Raw genomic sequence first — 13,266 nt, forward strand, 5'->3', positions numbered from 1 at the left:
ATGGTGACAGGCACCTTTTTTCGTTGGCCGCAGAGTCTGGGCAATTCTTAAATACAAATAAAATAAGACAAGCCACCGCCCGACTTGTCTTTATATATTAAGTGAAATCCGCCTTATCCCATTAAGTTTGCAGCAAGTCAGTCCCGTCTAGCTCCTCTTCCTCCACGTTTGGATTCCGTGTTACGTTTTAAGGAAGATAAACGATCCTCACTATCTTTTAGGAATTTGGCCATTTTGGACTCAAAGGTTTCCCCTTTATTGTTATTACGATCGTTTGAACGGTTCTGACGAGGGCGTTGCGAATATTGCTTCTTTTCCGGTTCTGGTCGATCTTTAGCCTTTTTAATGGATAAGCCGATCTTTCCATCTTTCTCAACATTAATGACCTTTACTTCAACCTGGTCGCCAACCTTAAAATGATCGTTAATATCCTTTACATAATTGTCAGCAACCTCACTGATGTGTACAAGTCCTGTTGATCCATCCGGCAGCTCCACAAACGCTCCGAACTTGGTGATCCCTGTTACCTTCCCTTGTAACTTGCTGCCTACTTCAATTGACATAAAAAGAATGTTCCTCCTTAAAATGTTAAATCAATGTTTCTATATATTATACAGAAACTAAAAAATCAGTGTCAATAACTCGCACAGCCAGATCAATTTTCTTTCTTGTCATCGGGAATATTAAAAATTACCTCATCTTTTTCTGAGAAAAAGTACTCTTTTCTTGCTAGCTTTCCGATATAATCATCATCATTTAACTTAACTATATCCTCTTTAAGGATGGATTCTTGCTTTTTCATATTCGCAAGCTGGTGATCCAGCTTTTTCTTTTGTGCCAGTTTTGCCTCGAGTTTTGCGGTCTGGGAAATGTGATTTGAAATCATCAAATAGGATAGCAAGATAGCAAAAACAAAAAACACCGACAAACGTCTTAGCACTAGTCTTCTTTTTCGGCTTGAGGCAATCTCGGCATATTCTTGCTTCTCTACATAGGTTGTCTGAATTTTTGATACATTTCGTTTTGTTTCCGCACCCATTCCCCTAAAACCTCCTTACTCTTTTTTCTTTTTCCATTTATCTCGCCATTTATAAATATAATTCCTTATTTCCTTGAAATTTCCTGCCGTTTTATTATATAACTTCTCGACTGTTTTTTTAAGACTTTTCGGCAAAAGTTTCCAAAATAATAATAAAATCTTTTGCAGTGGAACCAAGATTATTTTCACTATTAATAATAAAATTTTAAAAACAAATTTGACAAGAGTTAATAGTCCCCTGCCAAGTGTGAGAATGATCAAGATCAATAATTGAATAAGACCAACGACAGGTTTATAAATCAGTATATGAATCATTTTTCTTATAAATTTGTAAATAGCAATAACCGACTGGATCCCCATCTCTAACAGACGGAGGTAGATACCTTTAAACATAGCCTGATAGGCGGCAAAACCGCAAAGAAGGGCAATAAAGATATAAAACCGCAATTCTCCTCTATTTACTAAGAATAAAGTGTAGAAAATAATTAAAGCTTGAATAATCCAAAATAAGATATCATTAATGAAGACAATCCAAGCTTTTTGTTTGGGACGATTTAAAAACCGCTGATACGTATCAAACATGGCACCGAACAATGCCCCCATGCCAATCATAGAAAGCATGGTAAGAAATTGCGTGGAAAGTGTCATTTGAATAACTTGCTAAAGAAGCCTTTAGCTTTCTCCCCATGCTGTTCATCAAGATAGACTAAGTCAAAAATTTTCCCCTTAATAGAGACAATCCCTTTTTCGACATCGAGGTTCTTCATTTGCAGGTTTTGCCCTTTGATTGCTAAAAAGCCCATTACCGTTTCTAATAAGAACTCCTCATTATCAAAGCTTTCTACTTGTTTAACCCCAGTAATATCAAGCAGCTTTCTTCCTCTCATAATCACATCATGATCAGGAACACTGCTTTTTGGCGGATTATTATCATAATATTGGCTCATCCTTCATCCCTCACAATCATTTGTACAACCCTTTTGTACATTTTTATGTGAGCGATACCTTAATTAGAACAGTCTTACTAAGAAAAGCGGAAGCGTTGATTTCCGCTCCAGGCGCTCAGCAAACCCGCGGGCGTGCCGGGGAGCCTCCTCGGCGCTAGTGCGCCTGCGGGGTCTCCCCTGCCCCGTACTCCCGCAGGAGTCGAGCACCTTCCGCTCCAATCAACTGAGTATAAAAATCAACAATAACGTTGAAAAGGTCCAATCTTTTAAAAAGGATCTGTAGAGCCGAGCTTCTCTTCTTTTAAAATGGTATACATTTCAGCGGCTTCTTCCTTACGAGTTGTTTCCTGAATACGGTCGATTCGAGCTGTTATGATCCGCTGTCCAAGGCGAATAGTTAATTCATCGCCTGCTTTAACCGTAGAGCTGGCCTTTGCCTCTTTTCCATTGATTGCAATTCTACCCTGATCAGAGACTTCTTTAGCCAAAGTCCTTCTTTTGATTATTCTTGATACCTTTAAAAACTTATCTAAACGCAATTGCACTTCCCCCTCTATTTATAATCCCTTTTCCTTCGCTTCATCCCAATACTGATCAAGCTGTTCAAGTGTATGCTGATCAAAGGACCGGCCACTGTTCTTTACCTTTTCTTCGACATACATAAACCTGCGGATAAACTTTTCATTTGTTTCAAACAGGGCTTCCTCCGGATGGATCTTTAAAAATCTCGCTACATTGACAAAGGCAAATAACAAATCGCCAAATTCCTTCTTAGCAAGGAGAAAGCCCTCCTCTGTTCCATCCAACTCATTCTCAAATTCATCCAACTCTTCTTTCACTTTCTCGAGCGCTGGTTGAATATCCTGCCAGTCAAAGCCCACCTTTGCCGCTTTCTTTTGCAGCTCAAAGGCACGAAGCAGGTTTGGCTGTGCCATGGAAACACCTTCTAATAAGGAGGCCGGTTTCTGCTTTCCTTTTTCTTGCAGTTTGATTTCCTGCCAGTTCTGAACCACTTGTTCCGCGTTGTCTGCCTTTGTATTCCCAAATACATGCGGATGTCTGCGAATCATTTTTTCCGACAGTGTCTCAATAATATCATCGATAGAAAAATATCCATCATCTTCCCCAATTTGGGCATGGAGCATGACCTGGAGGAGCACATCCCCCAGTTCTTCAACTAAATGGTCAATATCATCGTTGTTAATTGCATCAATCACTTCATATGTTTCTTCAATCAAGTACCTTTTTAATGATTCATGGGTTTGTTCCTTATCCCATGGGCAGCCACTTGGACCTCTTAAGATCGCAATTATGTCACGAAGCTTGTTAAAAGTTTTAAAGAGTATTTGTTCGTCCTTTACAGGAGGTACATAAACGGAGGTTAAATTGTTTAATGTTACATTTCGGTCCAACTCATACAAGGCTACCTTTTGAATAGATTCCTGACTGCTCCCAGCCGCGGTTACTATATAAACCTCATAATCATCCGGCAGCTTCTCCATTAAGGTAAGTTTAACTTCTGATGCAATAAATTGATCGTAAACCTGGCTGATAAACATATGCTGTTCGAGCTGGAGCTGACTGGCAAGAAGAGCCGTACCATCGAGCAATTGAAACCCTTCAACCGGATCAATTTTTAACGAAGCAAAGATAGCATCTAAAAAGCTCTGACCTCCTCCAATGGTTATTTGAACGCCTTCCTTTGAACCATATTCTAAAAGAAGCTGAACAGTCCGCTCCGCTACAAGCGGGTGCCCCGGAACAGCATATATAACCGATTCAGTTTGTGCCTCTTGTAAAAGGATTTGAGTAATTTCTTCATAAACCGCCTCAAAATGATCATGCTTTTCATAGACTGCATCAAACGAAACGTAAGTTAGCCCTTCTTTTTCCAGGCTTGAAACGACTGGATGCTCTTTTGTCCGTAGAAATAGACGATTTGCCTTCAATATTTTCTTATATACCCCAAACGGCAGCTGTTCTAAGTCACCAGCCCCCAGTCCGAGCACCTCAATTTCTTTCACCATTTTAACGCCTTCCCTTTCGTGCTAATAATAAAATCAGTTTACTGCCTAGTGGAAAAAAGGCTAGTTCTTCCTCGCGAAAAACTCTGCCACGAATCACAATCAACAAAAACAGGAAGCCCCCACATAATACAGCACTTATCGATTGTAAGGCGGCCCCTAGCCGCTCCATTCCAAAGGTGGAAAAGAAATAATCTGTTATGTATAAATAGCCCTTTAAAAGCAGTACCATACTCAACGTTGCTATCAGAACCGTTCTTAAAAATCCATTCCCTATTATTGGCCCTTTAAACATCCGTTTAAAACCAATCATTAAGACTAGTGTAACGATTGCTAGTGAAATAAGCGAGGAAACTGCCGCCCCCATGATTCCTAAAGACGAAATAAGCATGCTATTTAATAAATATTTCAATGGAAAAACAATCATAACGGCAAAAGCCGGAAACAACACGTTTCCCATCCCCTGCATAATCGCAATAACCGTTGAAATGATCGATGTAAAAAAAATCACAAAACTAAGAATACCTAAAACAGAGGAACATGAGCGATTTTCAAACAGCATAATATTAGTAGGCTCCATAATGGCCCAGAGACCTGCAGAGGCCCCAGCGCCTACGACGATACTAACCTTTAATGCTAACTGAATATGTTCACGCAATTCCGCCGATTTCGAGGCTAGACGGGCCCTAGTAATCAATGGCACCAGAGTTAATGACATAGATGTTGCAGCCACTGTTCCTAATTGGATTAATGGCTGGCCGCGGTCAAAAACTCCTTTTATACCCTTAGCAAGTTCTGCTTCCATCCCTTTTGCAACAAGCAGCGAATAAAGGTTTAGAGAATCAGCCAATTGTGTAAAAATCATCAGCATCCCGCTTATACAAATCATCAATCCTTGGAAAAAGAGCGCACTCCAGATTGCTCCAACTTCCTTTTTATAAGTTTGAATCATCCCTCTAACAGGCATAATTATTTTCCATTCTTTACGAAACTTTAGGAACATAAACAAAATAACTGCGGAAATAATACTGCCAGTGATCGACCCAAACATTGCCCCTCCACCGACTAAATACAAGGAATAACCTTTGGCCATAAAAAGAGAGGACAAAAAGATAATCGTCAGCACCCGGATGGACTGTTCCCCGACTTGTGATAAAGCAGTCGGGATCATATCTCCAATTGCCTGATAATACCCTCTTAACAAAGAACTGATTGGAAAAGTTAGAAAAACAATCGCAACCACCTTTAGTAAAATAGCCAAATGCAAGTCATGCATCCAACGGGCAATGCCATCAGCTCCTATATAAAGAATCAAGAAACAAATGACTCCAAATACTTGCAGAAAGAGGTACGAGACAAATAACAGCAAACGAGACCGTACATCGTCTCCCCGTTCCTTTTGCTCTGCATAGAGCTTAGAGATGACAACCGGAAATCCCGTGGTGGATAGAACCACGGCCATACCATAAAACGGGTATACTTGCTGATAGATATAAAAGCCGACATCACCGACAATATTTTGAAATGGAATTCGATAAAAGGCACTTAGAATCTTGGTTAAGATAGCCGCAATGGTTAAAATAATGGCCCCTTTAAGGACGGCTTTTGATTGATGAATGGACTTCTGCATTTCTTCACCTGCTTACTAAACTCCAAGGTATTATAGCATAAGAAAGGCGTAAGGCGCCCGTCTCGGCGACAAGCATAACCCGATGGCGCCTGGAGCTGGACAATTCTCAAATTCAAAAACTTTTATATTTCCTTATCTACTAAAAGAAAAGCGAAAGCGCCTTGAACAGGAGCTTATGACCCCGAACCCCTAGGCGCTGCAGCTGGACATATAAAAAAGACAGCTTCTGCTGTCTTTTCGTAATAATTTGATAATTGTCGAGCTACAACACCCAGCGACTAGCGGCCATCCCACTCCTCCCTACGATAAGTCAACATCGAATCGCTCATGCTCTTCGTGTTTCCTTTATCTCAGTCGGACCGGGCCTCTGCCCTGTCGTGCGCTAAACGGGTGCTTCCGCTTTTCACATTATGACTCCATTTGTCGAGCTAGGAACCCAGCAGCGGTTTCGACTGCTTTTTGCTCTACTTCACCAAGGGTTCCTTCTTTTGAAAAGATAATAACAGCACCAATTGGGTCTCCGTTTGCGATGATAGGACCAATTGTGTAAGAGGAGACTGCTTCGTTGTTTCCTTCTGTTAACGCAATCTCACCCTGCTGAGTATGTAGAACGGAGTTTCGTTCTTCCATCGTTTTTTCTACTAAATCACTGATGTTCTTATTAAGGTAATCCTTTTTCGACCCACCAGCAACCGCAATATACGTATCTCTATCACAAATTAAAACGGGATTACCGAGGCTATCAAATAGGGCTTCTGCATATTCTTTGGCAAAATCGCTTAACTCGCTGATTGGTGAATATTTTTTTAAAATGACTTCTCCGTCTCGATCTACAAAAATCTCTAACGGATCCCCTTCACGGATACGCAAAGTTCTGCGTATTTCTTTGGGAATAACAACACGACCCAAATCATCGATTCGACGAACAATTCCAGTTGCTTTCATCCAATGTTGCCTCACTTTCATCTGATGATTTTACTAACATGGTAATGATGTTAATCATCACCAGCTTTGAAATTAGTATCTTTCATCTGGAAAGTTCTATACACGAACATAACATTTTTTCACATATAAGAAAAATATCCCATTAATTAATAATAAGAGTTAATAAATTGGATAAATAAAATTTCCCCTTGTTTAGTTTACAACAAAGAGCTTTACTAATTTACTGGATTACCTTGACCCCTTTTAGCCAATGCGATCCCTTTGACCATTTCGCTGACTACATGAAGTAATGGAGCTGTGTCATATTCTTTCGTCTTAATCATGATTTTTAATTTAGAGCCTTCCATACCTGGGATAATATTTCTGCCAAACTGGCTGCCTATATGGAATATTTTACTTCCATCAATGGTACCGGTAACCTGTTCATTCACTAAGATGGTTACCTCCTGTTTTGCCTGTTTAATTTGCTCGACACCATTTAACAGGGCATAAATCTTGATTTCGGCAATTTGGAAGAGATAATCTACTTCATCCGGATATTCACCAAACCGGTCAATCATTTCTGATTGCAGCTCTTCAATATCCTCCAGACTCTCGGCCCCTCTAAACCGTTTATACATTTCAATCTTCTGATGTCCATCCTTAATATAGGTATCTGGAATATACGCATCAATTTCTAAATCAATTTCAACAGACTTTTTCACTTCACCGCCAAGATCGCCCTTCCGCTCTTCAATTGCCTCCTTGAGCATTTGTGAATAAAGGTCAAACCCTACGGAATCAATAAATCCATGCTGCTGAGCTCCTAATAAATTTCCTGCTCCACGAATGGATAAGTCCCGCATAGCGATTTTAAAACCGGACCCTAACTCTGTAAATTCCTTAATCGCCTGAAGACGCTTTTCTGCAACCTCCGTCAGGACCTTATCCTTTCGGTACGTAAAATACGCATAAGCAACACGATTGGACCTCCCAACCCTGCCGCGCAGCTGGTAAAGTGTGGAAAGACCCATACGGTCTGCATCGAAAACAATTAAGGTATTTACATTCGGGATATCAACCCCTGTTTCAATAATTGTAGTGCTCACGAGCACATCAAATTCTCCAGCTAAGAAACCAAGCATGACTGATTCAAGTTCATTTTCTGTCATCTGTCCATGTGCATAGGTTACACGGGCATCCGGAACAAGCATGGAAATTTCCTCAGCCTTCCGTTCAATATCTTCAACCCGGTTATATAAAAAGAATACTTGTCCGTCCCTGGCAAGCTCCCGTTCAATCGCTTCTCTTACCAATGAACCATTGTACTCCATGACATATGTTTGCACAGGGAATCGATTTTCCGGCGGTGTTTCGATGACTGATAGATCCCGCACGCCAAGCATGGACATATGAAGTGTCCTTGGAATTGGTGTTGCTGTTAAAGTTAACACATCGACATTTGTTTTCAGCTTCTTAATTTTTTCCTTATGGGTTACACCAAATCTCTGTTCTTCATCGACGATCAATAGTCCTAAATCACGATAAACAATGTCTTTTGACAGCAGACGATGAGTACCTATTACAATATCAATCGTACCTGCTTTAAGTCCTTTAATGGTTTCCGTTTGCTGTTTTTTGGTTCGGAATCGGCTTAATAAGCCAATATTAATCGGATAATCTTGAAAACGCTCCCTCAACGTCTCAAAGTGCTGCTGCGCTAGGATGGTTGTTGGCACTAAGAGGGCTACCTGCTTACCATCAGCTATGGCCTTGAAGGCGGCACGGATGGCCACTTCTGTTTTACCATAACCAACATCACCACATAAAAGGCGGTCCATCGGACGAGACCTTTCCATGTCCTTTTTAATTTCATGAATCGAGCGCAGCTGGTCTTCGGTTTCTTGATAGGCGAAAGAAGTTTCAAATTCGCGCTGCAAATCCCCATCAGGTGAAAAGGCATATCCAACTGCCGCTTCCCTCTCTGCGTATAGCTTAATCAGATCATCGGCAATATCTTGAACAGAAGATTCAACCTTTTTCTTGACCTTCTTCCAATCGCTGCCTCCCAGTTTATAAACCTTTGGCTCTTTTCCTTCAGACCCCACATATTTTTGGACAAGGTCAATTTGTTCAACAGGAACATAGAGTTTATCTGATCCTTGATAGCGGATATGCAAGTAATCTTTATGAATACCATTGATAACAAGCGTTTCAATCCCTAAATATTTACCGATACCATGATTCACATGGACAACATAATCCCCAATTTTCAACTCAGAATAACTCTTAATCCGTTCTGCGTTCGATAATTTTTGCCGCCCTGCTGATTTTTTCACACGTTTATTAAATAATTCTTCCTCAGTGATGACAGCAATCTTTTGAATGGACAGTTCAAAACCTGCGTGAAGGTTTCCCCTCATAATTTGAACTTTACTTGGTAAAAGCTGTTGATCATCCTTTACAATATTGGCACTAATATCGTAATCCTCTAAAACTCGTTCTAATTTTTTTACTCTTTCTTCATCTGCACCCAAAAATAAAATGGAATAATTACTTTTTTTCCATCTATCGATCTCTGCTTTTAATAAATGCATTTGACCATGGAAATTCTGCATTTGCTTACAAGTTATATTAATAATATTTTGTGGACTTGTATTGGCAACATGTCGTAAAAATAGTGACATATAAAGAAGTGGGAATTCCTTCCGCTGAAGCATAGCCTGCAGATCATGAGAAATATGCAGATCATGAATAATCTGTCCCTCCGCAAGTAAGCCTGTATACCATTCGGCTTCCTCTTTTATGAGGGAATCATTCATCTCTTGAACTCTGCTTATTTCATCTACAAATACAAGCCCATTACTTGGCAGATAGTCTAGTAAACTACTAGGCCTGTCGTAGGCTAATGATAAGTATTTATAGACTTGGTCTGGCTTTTGACCATTTTTTAACTGCTCAAGCTCATAACTGATATTTTGGCTAAGCTGTATCTTTGCTTTTTCATCCTTTAATTTTCTGAGCGATTGAGCTAAACCCTCTTCAAGCTTGCCAATGATTCGGCTATAGTCTTCTGCTTCGAGGAGAATTTCCGTAGCTGGCCCAATTAAAACCTCTTTTATCTTTTCCTTTGACCTTTGGTCATCCAGGGAGAAATATCGGATGGAATCGATTTCTGTATCGAACAACTCAATCCGCAAAGGATCTGCCTCTGTCAGTGGGTAGATATCGATAATTCCGCCCCTTACACTAAATTCTCCAGGAGTTGTGACCATTTCAGACCGGACGTACCCCATTTTCACAAAGGTCGTAAACATCTTATCTATATTGATATCTTCTCCTAGTTTTAACGACAGCTGGAATCGCTGCCAAATCGACTTTGGAGGAACAATCTTTTTAAGACCTGCAATGGGGACAATTAATACTCCCTTATTCTGCCTGCTCCAATAGTTTAGGGCCTCTATCCGCTGTGCCTTTAATTCCGGGCTGGCAACACTAAGCTCAGCTGCTATTAATTCATTCGTCGGAAAAAGGAAGACCTCCTTTTCACTTAATAGATTGACAAGGTCATCATAGAGCTTTTGAGCTTGTAGTAGATTATGGGTAACCAGCATAATTGGCCTTTTCATCTTTTCATAGACAGATGCAGTCAGGGCAGTACGGGATGATCCAGAAAGGCCTGCAACCAATTGTTCTTTTAATCCCTCTTCAATCCCTGCAATGATGGAGAGAACATCTTCCTGCTTTAAGAATAATGATTTTAAACTATTCAAGGTTTCTCCTCCCTTCCTAAAAAATAATTATATTAAAACAATATTTATAGTAGTAAATTTTTAAACAGAAAAATGCTTTGGAGAGCTTCCAAAGCTAAGTAGAATAGCGGAATTTCCCTTTTCAGCGGCGCGAACTATCCGCTAAGAAGCTAAGCTAGACTATTATCCAAGTAGAGTATATTTTCTGTTTTAGTGAATAAGGAAATCGTATTGATGGTAATCAGGATTTCGCTCTAATGCTTCCTGACAATCCTCACAGATAGCTGTAATATGAATATCGCCTGATGGTTCGTACGAGACCATCTCTTGTCTTTCCTGATCCGTTAATTTATGAAGGCCTATTGTTTCTGCATGAATGGATGCTTGTTCAATAGAACCAAGTTTTGTACCACAATGACGGCAATGATAATGGATGGCCATGCCTGTCCCTCCCTAATCTAGGATTCCATTACTAGTATTAACCTGGTAGATGGAAGTTATACAACTAGATTTCACAGGAGATAGCTTCACCTTGTTTTACTCAATGTATGAATGTAAAACTTATATCATGAACATTTATTGATTATATTCATTCATGACCTGTAAAAAAGGCTTATTTAACCAGGCAGCACAGGCCTCTGCACTTCTTTTTACCGCTTCTTGAGTAAAAGGTCTTTCCTCTGGACGAAAACGCCCAAGAACGTAATCTGGAACGCTCATTCCAGGAGTCGGCCGGTTAATTCCTATCCGAATCCGGTTAAACTCCTGCGTACCCAGATGAGCAACGGCTGACTTAATGCCATTATGTCCCCCTGGGCTTCCTTTTTGGCGAAGTCTTATTTTCCCAACAGGCAGATCTAAGTCATCATAAATGACTAATAAATCTTCTAAATCTATTTGATAATAATCCATGACTGCTCTAATGGATTCCCCAGATAAGTTCATATAGGTTAATGGTTTTAATAGTAATACCTTTTCTCCATTATGTAGGCCCATTCCATAGAGTCCCTTAAATTTTGACTGATTTAACGGGATGGAAAATTGATCGGAAAGTGTGTCAATTACCTCAAAACCAATATTATGTCTTGTTTGATCGTATTGTTTGCCAGGGTTACCTAAACCTACGATTAATTTCATCTGTGTTCCCACCTCTTCCGGTTTAGCCATCCTTCTAAAAATATTTCGAAACATCGCCATTCTCCCATAATAACATGATTTTCTTAATTATGCGTCAAAAGACGTAACCTTAAATAGGTTACGTCTTTTATTTATTCTTCTCCCACCGGAGTAGTTTCTCTGCCTTCTTCATGATCAGGGTGACCCTCCTGCTGCTGCTCACCGGAATTAATTTCTTCTTCCTGTTTCGGAGGCAGGATAGAAGCAACTACTTCATCATCTTCATGATTAATGGTAAAGCCGCCGCCGGAAGGGATATCTCCTGCCACTACGGTTTCACCCACTTGGAGGTTTGTAATATCTACTTCAATTTGCTGCGGAATATTATCTGGAGTGGCTGTTATCGATAATTGATGAATTGGCTGCTGCAAGACACCACCATCTTTCACTCCAATAGCTTCCCCAACAAGAGCAAGTCTAACTTCCACGTTAATTTTCGAAGATTTGTCTACTGCTAAGAAATCAACATGGAGGATTTCATTTTTAATGGAATCCTGTTGGTAATCAGATAAGATTACATCATACTTGCTGCCATCGACATCAAGAGAGATGACGCCATTTCTGCCGACAGAACGGATGGTTTTGGTTAAGTCCGCTGAACTTACCACCACAGGTTTGCTTTCAACTTTAGCCCCATACACCACTGCAGGGATATTTCCATTATGACGGAGTTTTCTTAATGACGAATGACGAAGTTCGGTCCGTTCCTTTGCTTGTAAAACAGTACTCATATGTTTAAATACCCTCCTATTTTTAACACTTACTATATAAAAATGCCCTAAAATAGGAAGGTCTAAACATTTATTTATCAATCAAATAATGTAGAAACTGATTGCTCTTCATGAACACGGATAATGGCTTCACCAAGTAATGGCGCAACTGAAAGATGAATAATTTTATCAATATTTTTCTCTTCAGGAAGCTCAATAGAGTTCGTGATTACTAATTCTTTTATCTTAGAATTTTGGATTCTTTCAATCGCTGGGCCGCTTAATACAGGATGTGTACAGCAAGCGTATACTTCTTTTGCTCCATTTTCCACTAAGGCATTAGCAGCAAGAGTAATGGTTCCGGCAGTATCAATGATATCATCAATCAGGATCGCAATCTTTCCTTCGATGTTACCAACAATATTCATAACTTCAGCAACATTCGGTCTTGGGCGTCGTTTATCAATGATAGCAATCGGAGCCTTTAAACGCTCTGCCAATTTACGTGCTCTTGTTACACCGCCATGGTCTGGGGAAACGATTACCACGTCGCCATTAAATTGACGCTCTTTAAAATACTCAGCTAAAATCGGAACACCCATTAGATGGTCAGTTGGGATTTCAAAAAAGCCTTGAATTTGCGGCGCATGCAAGTCAAGACAGATAACCCGGGTTGCTCCCGCAGTCTCAAGCAAATTAGCCACTAGTTTAGCAGTAATTGGCTCACGCGCACGTGCTTTACGGTCTTGACGTGCATAACCGTAATACGGCATAACAATGTTGATCGTTTTAGCAGAGGCTCTTTTTAATGCATCAATCATGATGAGTACTTCCATGATGTTTTCATTAACAGGCTGGCTTGTTGATTGAATAACATAGACATCACAGCCGCGGATACTTTCTTCAATATTGATTTGAATCTCACCATCACTAAATCTTGTTACAGAGCATTTTCCAAGCTCTACGCCAATGAATTTAGCAATTTCTCTGGCCAGCGGCATATTTGAGTTTAAACTAAATACCTTTAAATTCGGATCTAAATATTGATTTGACATAATTGCCTC

Annotated in this window: 13 protein-coding genes; all 13 read right to left on the reverse strand. The window is 40.0% G+C overall.

The features are described 5' to 3' along the window. Positions 1 to 137 precede the first annotated feature (137 nt). Positions 138 to 563: a S1 domain-containing RNA-binding protein gene (locus tag V7266_RS15690; protein WP_335468898.1), complete on the reverse strand. Its 426-nt coding sequence runs from the start codon at positions 561 to 563 to the stop codon at positions 138 to 140. Positions 564 to 655: 92 nt separating this feature from the next. Next, a complete protein-coding gene (locus V7266_RS15695; protein ID WP_335468899.1) occupies positions 656 to 1,039 on the reverse strand; it encodes an FtsB family cell division protein in 384 nt (127 codons plus the stop codon). 15 nt (positions 1,040 to 1,054) lie between these two features. Continuing rightward, positions 1,055 to 1,687: a spore cortex biosynthesis protein YabQ gene (yabQ, locus tag V7266_RS15700; protein WP_335468901.1), complete on the reverse strand. Its 633-nt coding sequence runs from the start codon at positions 1,685 to 1,687 to the stop codon at positions 1,055 to 1,057. Then, positions 1,684 to 1,986: a sporulation protein YabP gene (gene yabP, locus V7266_RS15705; protein ID WP_309528697.1), complete on the reverse strand. Its 303-nt coding sequence runs from the start codon at positions 1,984 to 1,986 to the stop codon at positions 1,684 to 1,686. The genes yabQ and yabP overlap by 4 nt, the downstream gene beginning before the upstream one ends. Before the next feature lie 266 nt (positions 1,987 to 2,252). Next, positions 2,253 to 2,525 carry an RNA-binding S4 domain-containing protein gene (locus tag V7266_RS15710; RefSeq protein ID WP_335468904.1) on the reverse strand — a complete coding sequence of 91 codons (273 nt, stop codon included), beginning with the start codon at positions 2,523 to 2,525 and terminating at the stop codon, positions 2,253 to 2,255. 18 nt (positions 2,526 to 2,543) lie between these two features. After that, positions 2,544 to 4,013, reverse strand: a complete 1,470-nt coding sequence (mazG, locus tag V7266_RS15715; RefSeq protein ID WP_335468905.1) for a nucleoside triphosphate pyrophosphohydrolase — start codon at positions 4,011 to 4,013, stop codon at positions 2,544 to 2,546. A 1-nt stretch (position 4,014) separates the two neighbouring features. Beyond that, a complete protein-coding gene (locus tag V7266_RS15720; RefSeq protein WP_335468907.1) occupies positions 4,015 to 5,640 on the reverse strand; it encodes a putative polysaccharide biosynthesis protein in 1,626 nt (541 codons plus the stop codon). Positions 5,641 to 6,048: 408 nt separating this feature from the next. Further along, entirely contained in the window at positions 6,049 to 6,585 is a 537-nt protein-coding gene (gene spoVT, locus V7266_RS15725; protein WP_335468908.1) for a stage V sporulation protein T, read from the reverse strand. A gap of 215 nt (positions 6,586 to 6,800) precedes the next feature. Further along, complete coding sequence (gene mfd, locus V7266_RS15730; protein ID WP_335468910.1) at positions 6,801 to 10,337, reverse strand: transcription-repair coupling factor; 3,537 nt, start codon at positions 10,335 to 10,337, stop codon at positions 6,801 to 6,803. Positions 10,338 to 10,526: 189 nt separating this feature from the next. Next, positions 10,527 to 10,757: an anti-sigma-F factor Fin family protein gene (locus V7266_RS15735; protein WP_335468911.1), complete on the reverse strand. Its 231-nt coding sequence runs from the start codon at positions 10,755 to 10,757 to the stop codon at positions 10,527 to 10,529. Between the two features lie 135 nt (positions 10,758 to 10,892). Beyond that, positions 10,893 to 11,453 carry an aminoacyl-tRNA hydrolase gene (gene pth, locus V7266_RS15740; RefSeq protein WP_335468942.1) on the reverse strand — a complete coding sequence of 187 codons (561 nt, stop codon included), beginning with the start codon at positions 11,451 to 11,453 and terminating at the stop codon, positions 10,893 to 10,895. A gap of 131 nt (positions 11,454 to 11,584) precedes the next feature. Further along, positions 11,585 to 12,223: a 50S ribosomal protein L25/general stress protein Ctc gene (locus tag V7266_RS15745; protein ID WP_335468913.1), complete on the reverse strand. Its 639-nt coding sequence runs from the start codon at positions 12,221 to 12,223 to the stop codon at positions 11,585 to 11,587. Positions 12,224 to 12,300: 77 nt separating this feature from the next. Then, on the reverse strand, positions 12,301 to 13,257 hold the full coding sequence (locus tag V7266_RS15750) for a ribose-phosphate diphosphokinase (protein WP_335468914.1): 957 nt from the start codon (positions 13,255 to 13,257) through the stop codon (positions 12,301 to 12,303). Between the last annotated feature and the right edge of the window lie 9 nt (positions 13,258 to 13,266).

Source organism: Neobacillus drentensis (genome assembly GCF_036965645.1).
In the GTDB taxonomy this organism is placed as follows: domain Bacteria; phylum Bacillota; class Bacilli; order Bacillales; family Cytobacillaceae; genus Neobacillus; species Neobacillus drentensis_D.

Excerpts from the sequence above, each read along its gene's own strand:
- V7266_RS15690 (WP_335468898.1), bottom strand. The coding sequence starts at position 563 with ATGTCAATTGAAGTAGGCAGCAAGTTACAAGGGAAGGTAACAGGGATC.
- V7266_RS15695 (WP_335468899.1), bottom strand. The coding sequence starts at position 1,039 with ATGGGTGCGGAAACAAAACGAAATGTATCAAAAATTCAGACAACCTAT.
- yabQ (WP_335468901.1), bottom strand. The coding sequence starts at position 1,687 with ATGACACTTTCCACGCAATTTCTTACCATGCTTTCTATGATTGGCATG.
- yabP (WP_309528697.1), bottom strand. The coding sequence starts at position 1,986 with ATGAGCCAATATTATGATAATAATCCGCCAAAAAGCAGTGTTCCTGAT.
- mazG (WP_335468905.1), bottom strand. The coding sequence starts at position 4,013 with ATGGTGAAAGAAATTGAGGTGCTCGGACTGGGGGCTGGTGACTTAGAA.
- V7266_RS15720 (WP_335468907.1), bottom strand. The coding sequence starts at position 5,640 with ATGCAGAAGTCCATTCATCAATCAAAAGCCGTCCTTAAAGGGGCCATT.
- spoVT (WP_335468908.1), bottom strand. The coding sequence starts at position 6,585 with ATGAAAGCAACTGGAATTGTTCGTCGAATCGATGATTTGGGTCGTGTT.
- V7266_RS15735 (WP_335468911.1), bottom strand. The coding sequence starts at position 10,757 with ATGGCCATCCATTATCATTGCCGTCATTGTGGTACAAAACTTGGTTCT.
- pth (WP_335468942.1), bottom strand. The coding sequence starts at position 11,453 with ATGAAATTAATCGTAGGTTTAGGTAACCCTGGCAAACAATACGATCAA.
- V7266_RS15745 (WP_335468913.1), bottom strand. The coding sequence starts at position 12,223 with ATGAGTACTGTTTTACAAGCAAAGGAACGGACCGAACTTCGTCATTCG.
- V7266_RS15750 (WP_335468914.1), bottom strand. The coding sequence starts at position 13,257 with ATGTCAAATCAATATTTAGATCCGAATTTAAAGGTATTTAGTTTAAAC.